Genomic DNA, 18359 nt, shown 5'->3' with positions numbered 1-18359 from the left:
AGAAGGAATGGGATCGTCCCGGACTAAGCTGACCGAAGCCGGGATCGAGGAAAATCAACGCTTCATGACCATCGTATTTACTCCCGCGGCTCCATGTCGACAGGGAGGGTTGGGACGTGCGCCGACATGATCCGCGCGGTCGCCACCCTCACTCCCACGCATGGAGACCATGTACGCGTCCGGCCTCACTGTCACGATCGTCGTCTTCCAGTGATCGGGCGTCCTGGTGAAGTGCGACGATCAAAATTGAATGATCACTGTTGTTTATCGATCGGATCGGGCATATTCGTCCGGAAGTCTCCTGTTGGGTAACGACGACGTGTCACTGCGCCCCCTGACGAAAAAACGGATGGACGGCAACCTCTATGTCCGCCGTCCCGAAACCACTGCGACTTTGGTCGAACTTGAAGTCCTGTCGCGCGAGGAGATCGTGGCAAGGCTCGCGGTTGGAAGGCGAGACGCCGTAGGCTACATCTCGAACGAATGTCTCCTCTATCTCCTTCGGACGGCGAGGTCAGGTAACAATCCGGCGTGGTTCGACAAGCTCTTCGCGGTGCTTGATTGCCGCGTCCGTCACAATTTATCCGGCACCATCCGCTACGGCACCGTCTCGGATCCCGAAACCGTGCGGGAGGAGGTGCTGGGCAAGTTCCATGAGGTGCTCGCCATCGGGCTCGGGCCCGAACCAGAACGGTTGGACCCTTACGAGGCGATGTTCGACGGCGCTTTGGCGAGCCTGCGCAAGACGACCTACACACGGCAGCGACGTCTCGACGGGCGCAAGGCGGACGTGCCCGCTGCAAGCGATGGCAAGGCGAAGTCGAGCGAGTTGGCGGCTCCCGCGCCCGAGGAGATCTTCGGGCTGACGCCTTTTGAGTTCCAAGATTTCCGGACCGCGGCTCTGGCCGCGATTGAGAGGCTACCGGAACCCCTTCGCGAGACAGTCCGACTTGTCTGCCAAGGGGACCAGACCGGTTCCACGGATCCCGACAAGATGACCATCGCCAAGCAGCTCGACGTCGACGAGAGAACCGTCCGCAACCGTATCAAGCGGGCCGTAAGGCTCGTACGAGAGCAACTGGAAGGTCGCAGGCCATGACTGTTCGGCACAGCCTGGAAGACGTTCTGACGGATTTTGCCACGCTCGACGGCCCCCCAGAGGCGCGCCTCGACGAATTCATCCTCCGTTTCCCTGAGTTCGAGAACGAACTCATGGAACTTGCCGAGGAGCTTCTATTGCATGTGGGAGGCGACGTCTCCGAATGCGCGCCCGTCGACGAGCGGCAAGCTGCTGCGTCGCGTCGTAGATTCACCGAAATCGAGCACAGGATCGTTGACCACTCTGCGACACCAGTCATCGTGGCCGATCCGTTCGCAGGTCGTACGCCCAAGGCGGTGGCCGCCACCTTCGATTGCAGCGTCCTGTTCCTGGCGAGGCTCAGGGATAGGGTCGTTCGGTCGGAGGAGTTGTCGACGGGGTTCATCGCCACCCTGGCAAAGGCGCTAGCGACCTCTGCCGAGGAGGTGGCGGCATATCTCGCTCTGCCGTCGCGCATCCCCGCGGGCGCGAGCTTCAAGAGCGACAGCAAGCCCGAGGCGACCCGCAAGCAAGGGTTCCTGGAGGCCCTGGAGACGTCTCAGCTGTCCGAGCAGCAGAAGCGCCGGCTCTCGTCCCTCTAACGGAGCCAACCGGTGGACGCGTTCGAGACAATCCGGCGACAAGCCGCTTCTATCCACCGGGAGGCCGTCGAGGGAGGCGCCAACCCTTGGCAGCCACTTGCCCTAGTGACCGCCGCTGTTGGATTGCGGGTTCCCAATCTTTGGTGGCTCGCGCCAGGCGACCCGCTCCTACGCTGTGGCCGCGGCCTCTACGATCCCGAACTCGACGCTGTCATCTGCGTCGATCAGGGCGGCGACGCTGACAGGGCGCTACTCGCCGCACACGAACTGGGCCACGCGGTTGTGCACAAGCCGGCCGACGTGATCGTCGACCACGAGATCGATCCATCCCGCCCGGTCGAGGCAGGGGCGAGCGGTGTCGAAAAGGTCGTCGATTACGGCCGCCGTGAGCGGCGTGAGCTCCAGGCGGACCTGTTTGCCCGCGAACTCGTCCTGCCGCGGGAGAGGGTTCGGGACCTGTTCTTACGTGACGGCCTAGGAGCGTATGCCATCGCGGAGCGCATGGAGTTGCCCTACGCGCTCGTCGCCGAGCAGTTGTTCGACGCGCTCTTGCTGCCAGAGCAAGTCGAGGCGGTCAAGCCCGCAGCCAAGCGGCCGACCGATCTCGACGGCAGCCAGGGCGACGCGGCGACACACGAGGGGTCCCCGTGCCTGCTCCAGGCCGGGCCAGGGACGGGCAAGACGCGTACGCTCGTTGCCAGGATCGGGCATCTCCTCGATACGGGCGTCGACCCGCGCCACCTCTTGATCCTGACTTTTTCCAACAAGGCGGCGGGAGAGCTCGTCGAGCGGGTCGCGGCCGTGTGGCCCGAGGCGGCGGCTGGGATGTGGATCGGAACCTTCCACGGGTTCGGACTCGACCTGCTGCGCCGCTTCCACGACCGGGACAAGCTGCCGGACGACCCACGCCTCGTGGACAAGGCCGACGCGGTCGATCTCCTGGAGGACTTGCTGCCGGGGCTCACGCTCCGCCATTTCAGGAACTTGCATGACCCGACGCTTGACGTGGCGGAGATCCTGTCGGCGATCTCGCGGGCGAAGGACGAAGTCTGCGGCGTACCGGAATACCGGGCGTTCGCGAGGGCTATGAGAGAAAGGTCGCCGGTCGACGAGGCCGCCCGCATCAGAGCCGAGAAGGCCTGCGAGGCGGCGGATGTCTACGAGGTGTACGATCGGGAGATGCGCCGAACCGACCGTTTGGATTTCGGCGATCTGGTGATGCGAGCAGCCCTGCTTGTGGAGCGGGACCCTGAGGCGCTTGCGCTGCTGCGCGACCGCCACCGCCATGTTCTCGTCGATGAGTACCAAGACGTGAACCGGGCGAGCGTCCGGCTGCTCAAGGCGCTCGCCGGCTCGGGGGAGCGGCTCTGGGCGGTCGGCGATTCCCGTCAGTCCGTCTATCGATTCCGCGGCGCCTCGTCGGCGAGCATGGCCGAGTTCGCCAACGACTTCCCCGGTGCGACCGTGCGGGCGCTGAAGGTGAACTACCGGTCGACGGGCGAGGTGGTCGATGCGTTCTCGACCTTCGCCGATGGGATGCTGGCCTCCCGTGGGGTGCTGCCGCTCGATCTCGAAGCCCGGAATGGATGCTCCGGCCACGCGCCTGAGTTGCGAACGGCGGATCATCCCGAGGACGAGCTCCGCGCCGTGGCGGATCGCATCCTAGAACTCCGCGAGGCTGGCGTACCATTCCGTGACCAGGCGGTGCTCTGCCGGGGCAACAGGCGGCTCGGCGAAATCGCGACCGCCCTGACTGAGCGCGAGGTCCCGGTTCTATTCCTTGGCAACCTGTTCGAGCGCGATGAGGTCAGGGACCTGCTCGCACTCCTATCGCTGGTTGTCGACCAGAAGGCGGCCAGCCTTCCGCGCGTGGCCATGGAGGAGCGCTACGCGATGTCGCTGACGGACCTCGACGAGGTCCAAGGCCACGCATCAAGGTGCCGGCACCCGCTGGAATGGCTCTCGACCGCCCCTGAGGTCGCCCCTGGGGCGACCGATGCCCTGCGCGTCTTGGCCGGGGATCTGGAGGGTTTCGGACCGGACGCCTATCCCTGGCACGTGCTCACCCGCCTGCTTCTCGACCGGACCGACCTGCTACGCCGGCTCGTTCTCTCCGACCGGCCGAGCGACCGTCTCAGGGGCGTGGCCCTATGGCAGTTCCTCGCGTTCTGCCGGGCGCTCCCGGAAGGGCGAGGCCTTCCGATCGAGCGTCTCCTCGCCCGGGTCCGCCGGCTGGTGCTGCTGTCCGAGGAGCGGGATCTCCGCCACATGCCGGCTGCAGCGGGTGCGATGGACGCGGTGAGCCTCCTGACGGTCCACGCCAGCAAGGGGCTTGAGTTCGAGGCGGTCCACGTCCCGGGCATGGTCGTGACGAGCATCCCCGCCAAGGTCATGACGCCGCGCTGCCCACCGCCCGACGGCATGATCGCCGGGATGGAGCACCTGACCGGCATCGACGCGGTGAAGGCTGGCCACGACGCGGAGGAGGAGTGCCTATTCTTCGTCGCACTCTCTCGCGCGCGGGTCCACCTGACCCTCTACGCGGCATCGAGACAGTCGAACGGCAACCGGCGGGAGCCCTCTCCCTTCCTTCCCCGCATCGAATCCCGGCTTCGTCGGGTCGCTGCGGCCCCATTCGGGGACGTGGTGGCAGGAGATGACGCGGGTCGGGTGCCGATCACCTGGAGCGCACCGCCCGAGTTCTCGGCGGAAGCGTTCGCATTGTTCGACAAGTGCCCGCGCCGCTTCCTGTACACGCACGTGCTTGGCGTAGCGGGCGGCCGCAGGTCGACGGACTACGTCCGCATGCACGACGTCGTCTACGAGGTCATGCGGTGGATCCGGGCAGAGCCGGAACGGTGGCATCTTGCCAAGGCCGCGGTCGAGGCCAAGTTCGACGAGGCGTGGCTTGAGAAGGGTCCGACAGCGAACGGCTATGCGGACGATTATCGGCGGGCCGGGCTCGGGTTGATCCGGGCGCTGATGCGTTCGCGTGAGGGCCACGGCCACGGCGGCGGGGCTTCCGTCACGCTGGACCTGGGCGGGCTTCGGGTGATCGTGACGCCTGACGAGGTGCGCGGGGACGGCGCTGGGGTCGCGTTCCGCCGCGTCCGGACGGGACGGCGCAGCTCGGAAGAGGAGGACGGGATCGTCTACGGCCTCTACGAGATCGCGGCGCGCCGCCGGCTAGGCGGCCGGGCGAGCGTAGAGGCCATCCACCTGAGCGAGCCGGAAGGCGAGATGGTGATGCGGCTCGACCTGGGCGAGCGGAAGGTGGCGAACCGTGAGAAGAAGGCGCTAGGCCACGCGGAGCGCATCCTCGCCGGCGAGTTCCCCCGCAAGGCGAACGACCGGACCTGCCCGCGCTGCCCACACTACTTCGTCTGCGGTCCCGTGCCGGCGGGCACCCTGCCGCGATAATCCATTCCTGGGCGGCGGCCCGGCTCGGCGGGACCACGAAAAAAGTTGCGGCGGCCGTTTCCGGTCCAGGTTCGCCGGCTCGATTGACCTTGTGAAGGCGCGGGATGGACCCGCGCAGGCACCGTCGATCGAGGAACACCCATGACACAGTCCGAAGATCCCCCCGAAAACCGCCGTGGGGAACGCCACCTGCTCGACGTTGGCGACGAGCACCTCTCCTTCCATCGCGTCGAGTTGCCTGACCCGGTCCCGACCGCGCGGCAAATCCTGTCGGCGTCGGGCCACCGTCCGGTAACCGCGTTCATGGTGCTTGGCATGCTGCCCGGCGGCGGCACGGAGCATCTGCGCCTCGACGCGACCTGGGACCTGCGCGAGCGGGGCATCGAGAAGGTGCTCGTGTTCAAGACGGACGAGCTCCTGCCCGTCTTCGTGGACGACATGGACATGCTTTGGGGGGCGCCGACGATCACCGGCCGCGTGCTGATGACTGTCGCGGGCCTGGAACCGGAGGAGAACGAGCTCTTCTTGGAGGTGGTCGGCGGTGTCGACGAGCCTGTGCCGTTGGACGGGCCGTTCGACCTGACACGCAAGGGCATCGAGCGCTTCGTATCGCGGCCAAAGGAGCAGGACGCAACCGTCACGTTGACGGTGGTGGTGAACGGCACGCAGACGGAGGTCGTTGTGGCCGGCGGCGACGCCCTCGTTGCGGTACGCGACAAGGCGCTGAAGCAGACCGACAACGTCGGCCGGCCGGCGGAAGACTGGGAGCTGAAGACGGAGGCGGGCGACGTTCTCGACCTCGCGACGCTAGTGCGGGATTCGGGGTTCGCATCCGGAACCGTGTTGTTCCTGAGCCTGAAGGCGGGTGTCGCGGGAGAGATGCAGTCCGTCGACGAGACGGTCTCGCGGGCGAAGTTCGAGCGGGAAGTGGCACAGTTCCGCGAGCACGAGGTCGCGCACCGGCGCCGCGGCTGCTTACTGCTCGACGCGACGTTTCCTCAGGTCTTCATGGCCTTCGCGGCGCCGCGCCTCAAGCCTGCCGCCATGGTCGGGGCCGTCGTGATCGACTTTACGAACTACGACCTGCAGCCCCCTTCGGTGACCTTCGTCGACCCGTTCACCCGGGAGCCGCTCCGGGCGGCGGACATGACCATGGCCATGGTTCGGCGTCCCCACATGCCGGGGGTGCCGCCGGAGATGTTCGAGGGTCTCTTCGCCTCGGGCCAGATCCAGCCGGTCGCCATGATCGCCTGGCACGGCCCAAACGAGCGCCCCTTCCTCTGCCTTCCCGGCGTGCGCGAGTACCACGAGCATCCGGCCCACACAGGTGACTCATGGCTTCTCCATCGGGGTTCGGGCGGTGGATCCTTGCACTTCTTGGTCGAGCAGATCTTGACCTACGGGGTCAACCCCATCGACCAATGGCAGGTGGAGTTGCGACAGACCGTGACGGGGTTCGCGATCCAAGCGGCTTCGATCCCGCGATGAGGCTGGCGCAGGTCGAGACGGTGGTCGTCCCACGCGGGTGCGTGGAGAAAGTGCAAACGCACCTGCGGGAGGTAGGCCGCGCCGGGCACGAAGGGCTCGGACTATGGGTCGGCCGCCAGGAGCAGGACCGTTTCACGGTCGTCCAAGCCGTGATCCCGGTGCAGCGCCACATCCGTACCGGCGACGGCGTCTGCGTCGTCGTAGGCCCGGAGGAGCTCCACCGCCTGAACGTCTGGTTGTTCCGGCAAGGGCTGACGCTGTTCGCCCAGATCCACAGCCATCCAGGGCGTGCCTACCATTCGGGGACCGACGACGAGAACGCGGTCGCGACCGCGACGGGCTGCCTGTCCCTCGTCGTGCCCGACTTCGCGGCTCGTCCCTTCACCGTCGAGACAACGGCCGTCTACCGGCTCGACCCGAAAGGGCGGTGGCGCGTGGTGCCGCCGCCCCGGGCGCGAAGCCTGATCCGGATCGTGGAGTGAACATGGCACGCGCAAGCTTCTTCGACCGGGCGGCCACCGCAGCCTCGCAGGTACTGAACGGGTTCGACCTCGCGTCTTTCGAGGCGGTCCTCGGAAGCCACGTCGTCGGCGTGGCCTTCGACGGCGCGGCCGCCGCGTCGGCCGAGGGCCGCGCGACGCTCGATCTCACGGTACGCCTCACGGCGCGGCTCTACCCCGACCTGGCAATCCTTCCGCTGGACGCCGCCGCTTCGGACACAGGCGCGACGTTGTGCGACCTCGCCCGGTCGATCAACCCGGAGATCGGGTTGTCTTCGGCCTTGGGGAGGGTCACATGCTGCGTGGTGGTGGGCGACACCCCCGCCGGCCTCGACGTTCCCTCATTCCATGCAGGATCGAGGGGCTGGGTTGCGAGGCTTTCGACGGCGGGTCCGGTTGGGTCGGGCACCTCGACGAACCCGTTCGGCGCGGGCGCGGCCGCATGCCTCGCCGCTGCCAACGTATTCCGGACGGTGTTCGCCGGCCAGCTGGCGGACGGGCGACCGGATGCGGAACTGACCCTCTCGATCTCCGACTTCAGCCGGTCGGCGTGTGATCCGGCGCTCGGCCCCCTCGACATGGGCGAGACGCATCTCGTTGGCCTGGGTGCGATCGGGAACGGCGTGGTCTGGGCCCTTGCCCGCCTGCCGGGCCTGACAGGCGAGCTTCATCTCGTCGACCACGAAGAGGCCGACCTCTCCAACCTGCAGCGCTACGTGATGACGGGGCAGGACAGCGTGGACCGGCCGAAGGTGGAGACATCCGCCGAGGCGCTGGCGGGGAGCTCGCTTCGCGTCGTGCCGCACCAGCTGCGCTGGGATGGGTACATACAGGAGCGGGGAGACTGGCGCCTCGACCGGGTCGTCGTGGCGCTCGATTCAGCGAAGGACCGCTTAGCGGTACAGGGGTCTCTGCCGCGTCGCATCCTGAATGCGTGGACGGCACCGGACGACCTGGGGGTATCCCGGCACGGGTTCGCAGACGGCAAGGCTTGTCTCGCCTGCCTCTACCTGCCGGCCGGCAAAGTCGAGGACGAGGATGTCCGGGTCGCCCGTGAGCTCGGCGTCCCGGAGGCCTTCATGCAGGTGCGCAGCCTGCTCGCGACGGGGGCGCCGGTCGACGCCGCTTTCATTGCGACGGTCGCCGAACGGCAGGGTGTACCTTTCGACGCCCTGTTGCCCTTCGTGGGCCAGCCGCTGCGGACATTCTACGGACGGGCGATGTGCGGCGGTGTAGTGTTCCGTCTCACGGGCGGCGCCAAGGGTGACCGAGCGACGGTGCCGATGGCATTTCAGTCGGCGCTGGCCGGCATCATGCTGGCGGCGGAACTGGTCAAGGACGTGTCAGCGATGGCGGCCGCGCCGACCGTTGCCACGCGCCTGAACCTGACCCGGCCGCTTGCAGAACACCTCCACGATCCCATGGCACAGGATCCGACGGGCAGGTGCCTGTGCCGCGATCCAGATTTCGTGGAGGCGTACCAGCGCAAGTACGTGGCCTGAACGGGTACCACGTGCGAGCCGGACTGACGGTGATCGTCACGTCGCATAACAAAGCTATCGCTGATGTCGCAATGTTCCCTCGGATGCAATCGTGGATGGTTTAAAACTCTGCCAAGCGCTAACGTGCGCCCGCCGTGCGCCTGTCATCGGGCGCGCGCACGCTTCCGGTCCATCTCGGCAGATGTTTTGCCAATCCCCCTCAAGGTGATTGTCCCTCGGGGTTTGGGCGCTGGCGCTGCTTGCCACACCCTCCCGCGACGGCCTCCCCGCTCCATCGGCTACCCGACACGCAACGGAGAGGTAATCGCGCTGATTGGCCGATCGTTTTGCGAGACCGTGGCCGAGCCTGCCCGAAGCGGCGGTCGCCTGTGCGCCTCGCACGCCCAGCCGAACGGCGTCCTGGGCGACCTGGAACGCGTCTTGGCGGGAGGGACCGGGTCGTCGGAGGGCGCCCGCGCAGGGCTCGCCGGATACACCGACGCCTCAGGCCGCCCATCGAGCGAGGATCGCTTCGGCATCCGCCGGGTTTCTCTGAATGCGGTAGATTGTCTGCCGGCTCAGCCCGGTGTCCCGGGCAACGGCCGATACGCTGGCACCTTGGGCAAGCTGGGTGAGTACAGTGTCGAGATGGACGCGGGTGAAGCTGGGCTTGCGACCGCGGTATGCGTCATCCCGGGCCTTCGCGTGGGCGATGCCCGCGCGCTGCGCTTCCTTGGTCGCCTCGCCCTGAGCCTGCGCTGTCGCGCCCATGAACGCGATGAGCGCATCCCGGACGGCCTGTTGCATCGGGTCCCTGGCAGCGCCGTCGAACACGAGCCCGTTGATGACTGTGCGGACGACCACGCCGCGGCGCATCAGCTCCCGGATGGTGTCGGTCACATCCTGGTAGTCGCGGCCGAGCCGGTCGACCCACCGGACCACGAGCACGTCGCCCCGCCGGAGCATGTCGAACAGCCGGCGCCCCTGCGGGCGGTCGGCGAGCCGGGTGCTGAGGCCGCTCACGCCCTCGTCCGCGACCACGGCGTCGATCGCGAAGCCCGCGTCCTCGGCCTGCGTCCGCTGATGGACGGCGGTCTGGTCCGTGGTGCTCACGCGGGCGTAGAGGATGACCTGGGACATGAGGCAAAATCGTCCGCTGAGATGGCGTCCACATAAAGCCATGTCCGCAAACCGAAAACAACCCTAGCGGACAGGGTTTTGGCCCCCCACTCGGGTGTCCGCTGCGGTTTACCCATGCGGACAAAATGGAGCATGCAGAGAGAGTGTGGGTGCGGTCCAATGGTGTCTCAGCGGGATGCCAATTCAGTGCGGGCTGGTCATGATGTACACCTATCAGACTGCGGTCTACCGCCTGTAATCACCCTCTACGCTGCACCAATCGCACCGTACATGGGCTGTGGATAAGTCTACGATTACAATTTGACGCACTTCAAAACCCCCATCTGGAGGCACCATGATCTTGTCGTATCTCCAATGCAAGGGTTCAGCGTATGCGTTATGCGTCTTCACTGATCAGTCTTGAAGAAGTAACTGACCGTCTATACCAGCTAAAGGACAAGAAATTTCCGGAACACGATATATCTGAAGAGCGCGACAGGCTTTTTACGCAATATTTTGCATACACTCGCGCTGAATTAACAGGCAAAATCCCTCCAACTAAAATAGCTGAAATTGCCGAGTGGACATACGAACAAATTGTCGATCTTGCTGTTGAGCATGGATTTGATATCACTTCATCTTCTCAAGAGGATGAAGACGACGGCAAATCGGGTGATTGCAATGAAGATACCGATTTTTCTGATGCAGACGAAGACGATGAAGGAGAATATGGATTTGTTATCGAATGCTGGCAAGAATGGATTGAAATGATGATTGCAAAAGATCTTGGATTACTTCCCAATACTACGGAAGAAATTGAGCAAGTTCGGTTGAGCAGAGAAGCGAAGCGATACACTCGACGGGCGGAGCAGAGCAGGCATCGCCCAATCCACGATCAAGAAGTTCAGCAAGTGTTTGGACGATCAAAGGACATACGGGAAGGTACGTTCACGCCTACCAGTCGCCGAGGATCAACAAACATTCGCGAAGTCAAAGTTGAGGTTATTAGAAGGAGACCGTATCGATCTTGATCGACATTCTATCGCTTCACGAAGCCGATATCTACCGCTACGGCCTTGAGCCGGTCTGGCTCCCGCTCTTTCCGCTCACTGTAGCGGTCCACCAGGTAGTCAGCCCGCTCACGGGTCAACAGCGTGAACTTCATCAGTTCCTCGCACACGTCGACCACACGCTCGTAGAGCGGCCCCTGATGCATCCGGCCGGCGTCGTCAAACTCCTTGTAGGCCTACCTGCCGGCGGTGCTCGCCAGTCCGGTCGCCGACAGCACCGGCTGGCCACTGGCCTGGGTGGTCGGCGGGCTGACGCTCGGCCTGCTGGTCGCGGCGGCTGCCGCACCGCACGTCGGCGCCGCGATCCACCGCCATGGCGGCCGGCCGGTCCTCGCCCTGGGGGCGCTGCTGCTGGCGGGCGGCCTGACCACGCTGGCGCTGGCGCCGGTCCTGCCGGTCTACTTGGCCGGCTGGCTGCTGCTCGGGCTCGGCATGGCCTGCGGGCTCTATGACCCGGCCTTTGCGACGCTCGGTCGGCTCTACGGCGCCGAGGCGCGGCCGGCGATCACGACCCTGACCCTGTGGGGCGGGTTCGCCAGTACCGTGTGCTGGCCACTGTCGGCGTTCCTGGTCGCCCAGATTGGCTGGCGGGGGGCGTGCTTGGCCTACGCCGGCCTGCATCTCCTGGTCACGCTGCCGCTGGTGCTGCTGCTGATCCCTAGAGCCCTGGCGCTGCCGGCGACGCCTACGACCCACCAAGCGACAACGGGAGCGCTGACAGGGCATGAACGGCGGGCGTTCCTCCTGTTCGCCGGGGTGCTGGTGCTTGGCGGGGCGATCATGGCCCTGGTGTCGGTCCACCTGATCACGCTCCTGCAGACGCGCGGCGTGGCGCTCGCCTCGGCAGTCTCCTACGGGGCGCTGATCGGCCCGGCACAGGTCGGGGCGCGGGTCGTGGAGATGGCGTTCAAGGGCCGGCATCACCCGCTCTGGACCCTGACGGCGGCCCTGATCCTAGTCGCCCTAGGCCTTGTGCTGCTCGCTCTGGGTCTGCCCGGCGTCGGGATCTGGCTGGTGCTCTACGGCGGCGGCAACGGGGTTTACTCGATCGCGCGGGGGACGGTGCCGTTGGCCCTGTTCGGCGCCGAACGCTACCCGCTGCTGGTCGGCCGCCTGGCGCGGCCGGGGTTGGTTGCTCAGGCCCTCGCACCGCCGGCCGGCGCGGCGGTTCTGACCCACGCCGGTCCGGAGGTGCTGTGGTGGCTGCTGCTTACCCTGAGCCTGGCCAATCTTGGGCTCGTCGGGGCGCTGTGGCAGGCGCGGTAGTTCGATCCCACCGCACCGTCCGCGTCAGCCCCTGACACGGACATTCGGCCCATGGGTCAGCGAACCGCTGCCACCCACCCTCAGCAGCCTTCCGTACGGCCAAGCTGGTGGGGGCTTTGACCTTGAGGGTCATGAGCACGGTCCTGGGGTGAGGACGCATGCGAAGACCATGGTAGTGCCTGGTACATCTGAGGGTGGGTGTAAAATCGCCGCTTTACCCCCTTACCAACCTACTTGTGTTTGAAAAATATGGGATTTCGCTTTGTAGATCTACCAATCGAATGCCGGGGCCCACCATGGAGGGCGTGAGGGTCCGGACAAAGGGGCGAACGAGAGGCGTGAAACCGCGGATCACGAGGATCGGGTGAAGCCGATCATCTTCTCCAGGACGGTAGCGAAGCCGGGATCCGATAGCGGACGACCGTCCACTGTCTCGATGGCCCCATCATCGGCACGTCTCAGCCCCCGGGCCCTCATCCGCTTCGCGTCGATGAAGTCGCGGACTGCTTCAACCTCTGCCTCGTTCATCGCCATCGCATCTCGGCACTCTCCCCGCCCTGGTTCGTGATCGAGGCGGGGCCCCGCGTTGACGGTCAGCGTTCCGTGGGCGCGCCTCAGCATCTCGCGTTCGGTCCGCAAGCCCCGGTTCTGCGCCACGACGAGCCTGACGAGCCCCCGCAGGTTGATGTCGGCGATCCCATCCAGGTCGTCCTGCGACAGGATCTCGTCGTGCGGCACCTCGCGGGTGCGCCCCTTCCTCCTGCCGGCCTTCAGGATGCCTTCCGCCGCCGCCGCCCAAGCTTGGTAGAGCTGCCGGTACGGGTTCGCCCCGCCGCGACCGTTGCGGATGGACTGCCCCGCCATCGCGAGCTTCGGGTCGACCACCAGGCTGGCGTACACCTTGCAGACGAGGGGGATGGTCGGCCTCTGCCCGGCCTTCACAACAACTTGCCTGCACGCCTCGTCGAGATGGCCGAGCTTCGCGCGCACCACCTCGCTCTTCGCCTCAGCCTTCAGGCGGCTGGCGACGGTCTCGACGGCTTCCAGGAACGGGGCCGATTGCTTGTCCATGCGGATCCTCTCCGGTGTCGTCGCGCTCCTAGGGGCGGTCCCCGATTAGGGACCGGACCCGGCGCCTCATGCGGTCGCGACGGCGTCGATCGTGACGGGCGCGTCCCTCGGCCCGGCGAGTGCCAGCCGCCCGATCGGCGTGCCGATCGCCTGGCGGCACGCATCCTCAAGGCGCCCCTTGAGCCCGAAATCGTCGAGCTGCCTGCGCCCTTCGATGAGATCCTGCGTCTCCATCGCCCTGATCTCGACGAGGAGCATCGCGCTCATCGCATCGGCGGCACGCTGCTTCTCGGACGGCGTCAGGGGAGCCATCGTGATCGGGACATAGCCGTTCCTGTAGAGGATCTGGTCGAGGAACGCGTCACGTTCGCGTTCGAGCTCGGGCGTCTCGATGGACGGGAAGAAGCGCGAGGCCTGCACGACCGCATCCGCGACCTCGAACCGTGTCGATTCACGGCCTACCATGGACGGGATCTCCGCCGCGGGAAGCAGCATCGGGAGCGCGCCCTCGCCCGCCTCCGGGCTGATCGCGCGGATCTTCTCGACGAGGGCGAGCGTGGCGTGGAAGTCCGCGAACGTCTCGTCCCGCTTGTCCCTGGCGGCTTCGGCTTCCGCCATGCGCACGTCGATCCGATCGCGCAAGTCCAGAGGGACTGGCCTGCCGGAGGCGGAAACCGCCATGCGCTCGCCCTTCAGTGCCCGGACCTCCTCATCCCTCGCGGCTGCGCGACGCGCGTGCCCCTCGGCCCGTGCGAGCAACGACATTCCGTGAGTCCACAACGGGATCAGGAAGGGAAGCCCGGTGATGAAGAAGCGGCAGCGTACACAGTTACGTCCCCCTGGGACTGGCGCGTAGACACTCTCATCCCGGCCATGCTTATTGCTCTTTACCAAGATCGGCCCCCCGATATGGCACTGGGTGCTACCGTTTGGGCACAGTCCGATGTCGAGCTTAGTCCAGCACGACGGCTCGGAATATGATCCTGATGTTTGCGCCAATCCATCGTCAGTCAGCCTGGCTGTCATCCTGACGGCGTGCTCGAAACTAGCCTTCTTGAGGTAGTTGGGAAACTCATCCCGAGCGTTCGCAATCGACTTGAAGCTCGCTTCGTTCAGGACCTGACTGATGTGCAATGGATCGAATTTGAGATACTTGAGCGTCATGAGGATGGAGGCATGGCCTGCCACCACTTTGCTCAAGATCTCAAGTGGCACGCCCGCGAGATGAAGTCCTGTCAACGTCGAAGACCGCATCCCATGAACCGTAAATACAGACGAAGTTGGCCTACCGGCGCGGTCGTGGCTTGTGATCAGTTTGACTGGTCTCTCCGGGTCCTCTTCGTTGAGACGCTTTTCAAGCTCCGCTATAGCTAAGAGAAAAAACTTGGTAATTTGTATATGACTTGGGGGAGCCTCTCTTCCTCTACCTTTCGTATTTATTGGATATCTGAATAGATAAAACCTGTCCGGTATTCTATTGATGATGCTATCTCCAGGCGTCTCTGGAAAAATATCTTTTGAGATTTCTGCAAACGATATCGGCCCTCTCACTGGGTTGTAAGTTTCTTGCCATGTGCGCATGGCATCGAGATTTAATAGTACATCGTTGTTCTGCCAGGGAATTTCATAGCCAGATGTTTCATCGAAAAGATTTTTGCGATCCTGGGTCTTGTTTGAGTTTATCCATAAACCAGATATGGTATTTCCATTAATATTAGACATCTCCCTAATAACACCGCGCTTCGCATTGAGCCCTCGATGTTGTCGCTCCCAGTACCCATTATGCTTGCCGTCCGACGGACCCCAAAGCCCGGTATCCGCATTCCAACGCCGACTGTCACCTTCACCGCTATCGAGTCGACGAGCTTGGATTGCCCTTATAGGCACATCCAGCAGCAACATAAGAAGGCGAGGTATGACAGGGCAAAATACAAAATTTTGGCGACCTGTCGTATCATCAAATACTGATATAAAATACGTCGGCTCACCTTTGCTATTTTCAATAGATTTAGGCCATGCAAAGTCATTCTCGCATATTATTTGCCTTAATAAACGATGGTAGTGTGTCGGCATTGGCCGAGCATCTACATCTGCTCCAAGAGATTTTACTATCTTTGAGTTATGCTCTGATATGAAATAACCAAATTCAATGTTTAAAGAATTTAACTGAATATTTGGCTCTCCAGCGACATATAGGGAATGCTGGTGCCATCTTATAAAATGCTGCACACCATTGATAGCTTTCAGTCTCTGGCCTACAGTGTTCCATGAAGAAGCAAAAGCCAGCATTCCTTTTAAATTCTTTTCGGTAAAAGCAACACTAGGGCTCAAACATGATTTAGGGGGCAGAGTGGAATAATAATCCCCCATGAGGCGCAGTGGCGTATCATGCCAATTCTTTCCCATTATATATTTTCCATTAACGTAAGAATTGTAAAGATCCTTCAGCCAAGACAAATGGGGTAATGCATCAAACACTTCAATATTTCTTTTAAAAGATTTTCCGGAACTCCCATAATTAGCTCTGCCATACCCAAAATTGGGATCGTTCCTAATCACCCCGAGATAGGCAGCAAGAAATCTTATACCTCTTCTATTATTCAAACTCAGCCAATCGACCCAGGCTCCATCACGGCGAGCCACGTCGATGAATGCCCGGACATGCTCGCTATGAACCTTTGACAGCTCGTCCAATTTACGGTCGCAGGCCATAGTAATAGCTGACATGGCTACCCAAGTCTTCCGACCCTGTTCCACAGTATCTCTTTTATTGTATTTATAATATTTTGTTTCCTTGGAAGTCAGCAACTCGTCCATGATTGAGTTAAGTTGATTGTATCTTGATATTAACAATTTCGTATATTCTAGTTTATTTATTTTACCGATGCAAGACCCACCGTATGCGAGGGATATAGGCCAGAGGAGCTTACCAGCGTCGTGCAACGAAAGCAGCTGCGATAGGGTTTCTATCACGAGGGCATCGGAGCGCTGTTCGTCGTTGACACTGAGACTGTTCACCAATTCCTCGACGCGTTTAGCCGTCGCTTCGAGGTCAGCTTCGTTTTCGGTCGGTACAATCTCGAAGCGGGTCCGGTCATGATTGAACCACGCACCCAAAACCTTCTGGGTCGCGAGTTGAACGTGCTTGTACTGCTTCACGTGGTTACCCCCTGACCCGTTCGCTGAGCCGATAGATCGCCTGGGTGGCCTCCGAGCCGCCGAGTTGGACCTCTGGCTTTTCCCCGCTGACCATGCTGTCCCAGCCCTTGCGCAGGGTCTCGTCGATCTTCTCCCGGGACGGGGCGACGTAGACGGCCTGAGACAGGTAGCTTCGGTGGTGGAGCCCCTTCTTGATGACCTGCGCCGGCATCCTCATGTCCGCGAGCGTCTGCCCATACATGTGCCGCAGCCCGTGCGTGGTCGTGCCGTGGTCCTTGCCGTAAGGCAGCTTCATCCTCAGGACGGCGGCCCTGTGGTTCCGCTCGTAGGCCTGCATCGAGTACGGGTCCCCGATCCCCTCGCCCCCGGGGAGGCCTTCCGAGACGAACAGGAATGGATGGTCGCCCCCGCCGCGTATGGTGCGCTCGCGCATCGCCGGGCCCCGCACTAAGCTAAGGTACCCCCGGTAGAGGACGAGGAAGAGCGCGGCGGCGCGCTCGTCGATCCAGTGCACGACGCCCTGCTCGCGCTTGTCGAGGTCCATCCCCTTCCAGCCGGCGTGGTACCGGCCGCGCTTCACCAGGTTCCTGGGTCGCAGGCCGTACCGACTTTCGAGCACCGCCTCGCGCGACTGGCTCACTATGCGGCCGGATAGGCCGTCCCGAACCTCGACGAGGGCCCGAGCGGGGTGATTCAGCACGACGAGGGCATGGCCCGGCCAATTCGGGTCCTGCGTCACGTCCCCGACCCACAGATGCAGGCCCTCGCTCCGCCGCAGGCCCCCCCACCCATCGAGCAGCGCCATCATCTGGTCGCGGACGTTGAAGCGCAGGAACTCGTTCGGCTCGCGCTCCCGACCCGGGCGCAGGTGCCCCTCCCACAACAGCCGTTCGGCATGGTCGCGCGGGAAGAACTTCACCGGCTCCAGGCCGTGGCCAGCCCCATCGGCGTCGAACACCGACGGCCGACGCTTTGGCGTCGGGGGGGACGAGAGGTGCTTCAGCACGGAGACCTCGCGCAGCCGGAACCACACGAGCATGTCCGTGAAGCCGAGGGTGGTGCTGCCATCGGGCAGGGCGTCACACCATGCGTCCCGCCCCGGGGCCCCGGGGGCGGACGCGGTCCCACCCCTGCGCCACCGGGCGAAGTCCTCGATCGCACGGGCGAGGCCAATCGCCCGCTGGTGCCGCGTCCGGGGCCAGAACAGGCCGCTCGGATCTTCGGCATCCGTCATGGTGCCGTTCTGGAGGGCGAGCACGAACATCCGGAAGTGCAGGTCCAGCATGTCCTGGCGCGCGGCGTGCGCCCGGCTCGCGGTCGCCGGGCCGCAGGACAGCGTGTAGTCCCAGAACAGCCCGACGGCCCTGGCGACGGTGTCCTGCCAGGTCCGAGAGCGCCAGTGGAAGGCCATCATGTAATCGAGCAGCGGCCCGTAGACCTCGACCCCTCCGTCGTCCTCGACGCGACGGAGCAACAGCGCGCGGGCGCTCCAGCCCTTCGGCATGCCGGCGACATGCAGCACGAGAGTGGTGTGGTACCTGGGGTAGGGTACGTGCATCGCCGCCGCCGGGATCATCCGCCAGAGGGCGTCCGCCGCGTCGGACGCCGGTCCCTCCGGCACGACCGTCGCCTCGTGACCGTTCGGAAACCGTTGTCGCTCCGGGCCCATGCGCCGGGTCACGCTCGCCATGAGGGGGCCTTTTCTCTCGGGTGGTGAATGAGGTCGTTCCGCGTGACGCGGAACGACCGTCGCAACGGCGGACGCAGCTATGGCTTCGGATCCACGGACTTGTGCCGGCGGGGGGCTCTGGCCTTCCTGGGGGCCAGCGACGCGGCGGGTCGGGCCTCAAGCTCTCGCGTGCCACACGCGCTCGGTTGCGGGTCGACGGGCGGCAGCCCTCGTGACGACGGCGAAGCCGGCGGCAGTTTGACGTCGCCTCCGGCGACGGCAATGGCTGGCTCAACGACGCCCGGGTTGGGCGCGCCGGGGATCGTGTCACGCACGGCGGGTGTCGAACAACTGGATGGCGGCCTTACCCCGGCGGACGGGCGTGGGGGCCTGGCCGTCGGGGCGGCTGCCGCGACGCGGCTGGGTAGGTGCGGAC

At 64.1% G+C, this 18359-nt stretch carries 11 protein-coding genes and 2 pseudogenes; 8 read left to right on the top strand and 5 right to left on the bottom strand.

What is annotated here, in order from left to right:
- Positions 1 to 304 precede the first annotated feature (304 nt).
- The 6 genes from ACS5PV_RS03480 to ACS5PV_RS03455 all read left to right on the top strand — a co-directional run bounded on the left by ACS5PV_RS03480 (position 305) and on the right by ACS5PV_RS03455 (position 8590).
- Positions 305 to 1099, top strand: a complete 795-nt coding sequence (locus ACS5PV_RS03480) for an RNA polymerase sigma factor (protein WP_455393981.1) — start codon at positions 305 to 307, stop codon at positions 1097 to 1099.
- Positions 1096 to 1680: a hypothetical protein gene (locus ACS5PV_RS03475; RefSeq protein WP_455393980.1), complete on the top strand. Its 585-nt coding sequence runs from the start codon at positions 1096 to 1098 to the stop codon at positions 1678 to 1680. The genes ACS5PV_RS03480 and ACS5PV_RS03475 overlap by 4 nt, the downstream gene beginning before the upstream one ends.
- A gap of 12 nt (positions 1681 to 1692) precedes the next feature.
- Entirely contained in the window at positions 1693 to 5100 is a 3408-nt protein-coding gene (locus ACS5PV_RS03470; protein ID WP_455393979.1) for a UvrD-helicase domain-containing protein, read from the top strand.
- Between the two features lie 141 nt (positions 5101 to 5241).
- Entirely contained in the window at positions 5242 to 6588 is a 1347-nt protein-coding gene (locus ACS5PV_RS03465; RefSeq protein ID WP_455393978.1) for a multiubiquitin domain-containing protein, read from the top strand.
- 50 nt (positions 6589 to 6638) lie between these two features.
- Positions 6639 to 7070: a Mov34/MPN/PAD-1 family protein gene (locus ACS5PV_RS03460; protein ID WP_455393977.1), complete on the top strand. Its 432-nt coding sequence runs from the start codon at positions 6639 to 6641 to the stop codon at positions 7068 to 7070.
- A gap of 2 nt (positions 7071 to 7072) precedes the next feature.
- Positions 7073 to 8590 (top strand): E2 ligase fold family C protein, encoded by a 1518-nt coding sequence (locus tag ACS5PV_RS03455; RefSeq protein ID WP_455394447.1) that lies wholly within the window; start codon positions 7073 to 7075, stop codon positions 8588 to 8590.
- 483 nt (positions 8591 to 9073) lie between these two features.
- Here ACS5PV_RS03455 and ACS5PV_RS03450 read toward each other — a convergent pair whose 3' ends face one another.
- On the bottom strand, positions 9074 to 9709 hold the full coding sequence (locus tag ACS5PV_RS03450; protein WP_455393976.1) for a recombinase family protein: 636 nt from the start codon (positions 9707 to 9709) through the stop codon (positions 9074 to 9076).
- Positions 9710 to 10080: 371 nt separating this feature from the next.
- Here ACS5PV_RS03450 and ACS5PV_RS03445 point away from each other — a divergent pair, with 371 nt between their 5' ends.
- Positions 10081 to 10719 carry a hypothetical protein gene (locus ACS5PV_RS03445; protein ID WP_455393975.1) on the top strand — a complete coding sequence of 213 codons (639 nt, stop codon included), beginning with the start codon at positions 10081 to 10083 and terminating at the stop codon, positions 10717 to 10719.
- Between the two features lie 8 nt (positions 10720 to 10727).
- On the opposite strand, the pseudogene ACS5PV_RS03440 reads toward ACS5PV_RS03445, so the two are convergent.
- Positions 10728 to 10934 (bottom strand): annotated as a pseudogene (locus ACS5PV_RS03440) (arsenical resistance protein ArsH); the annotation flags it as partial.
- Between the two features lies 1 nt (position 10935).
- On the opposite strand from ACS5PV_RS03440, the pseudogene ACS5PV_RS03435 reads away from it, so the two are divergent.
- Positions 10936 to 12024, top strand: a pseudogene (locus ACS5PV_RS03435) (MFS transporter); the annotation flags it as partial.
- Positions 12025 to 12375: 351 nt separating this feature from the next.
- On the opposite strand, the gene gmtX reads toward ACS5PV_RS03435, so the two are convergent.
- The 3 genes from gmtX to ACS5PV_RS03420 all read right to left on the bottom strand — a co-directional run bounded on the left by gmtX (position 12376) and on the right by ACS5PV_RS03420 (position 17944).
- A complete protein-coding gene (gene gmtX / locus ACS5PV_RS03430; protein ID WP_455393974.1) occupies positions 12376 to 13095 on the bottom strand; it encodes a gamma-mobile-trio protein GmtX in 720 nt (239 codons plus the stop codon).
- A gap of 66 nt (positions 13096 to 13161) precedes the next feature.
- Positions 13162 to 16254: a VPA1269 family protein gene (locus tag ACS5PV_RS03425; protein WP_455393973.1), complete on the bottom strand. Its 3093-nt coding sequence runs from the start codon at positions 16252 to 16254 to the stop codon at positions 13162 to 13164.
- 4 nt (positions 16255 to 16258) lie between these two features.
- Complete coding sequence (locus ACS5PV_RS03420) at positions 16259 to 17944, bottom strand: hypothetical protein (protein ID WP_455393972.1); 1686 nt, start codon at positions 17942 to 17944, stop codon at positions 16259 to 16261.
- Positions 17945 to 18359 lie beyond the last annotated feature (415 nt).

The sequence above is a fragment of the Methylobacterium sp. Gmos1 genome (assembly GCF_053764715.1).
Note: the sequence above shows the minus strand (reverse complement) of the source record. Positions and strands in the feature narration are given on the sequence as shown.

What these genes read in the sequence shown, in the direction of transcription:
- ACS5PV_RS03475 (WP_455393980.1), top strand. Translation starts at nt 1,096, where the DNA reads ATGACTGTTCGGCACAGCCTGGAAGACGTTCTGACGGATTTTGCCACG.
- ACS5PV_RS03465 (WP_455393978.1), top strand. Translation starts at nt 5,242, where the DNA reads ATGACACAGTCCGAAGATCCCCCCGAAAACCGCCGTGGGGAACGCCAC.
- ACS5PV_RS03455 (WP_455394447.1), top strand. Translation starts at nt 7,073, where the DNA reads ATGGCACGCGCAAGCTTCTTCGACCGGGCGGCCACCGCAGCCTCGCAG.
- ACS5PV_RS03450 (WP_455393976.1), bottom strand. Translation starts at nt 9,709, where the DNA reads ATGTCCCAGGTCATCCTCTACGCCCGCGTGAGCACCACGGACCAGACC.
- ACS5PV_RS03445 (WP_455393975.1), top strand. Translation starts at nt 10,081, where the DNA reads ATGCGTTATGCGTCTTCACTGATCAGTCTTGAAGAAGTAACTGACCGT.
- gmtX (WP_455393974.1), bottom strand. Translation starts at nt 13,095, where the DNA reads ATGGACAAGCAATCGGCCCCGTTCCTGGAAGCCGTCGAGACCGTCGCC.
- ACS5PV_RS03420 (WP_455393972.1), bottom strand. Translation starts at nt 17,944, where the DNA reads ATGGCGAGCGTGACCCGGCGCATGGGCCCGGAGCGACAACGGTTTCCG.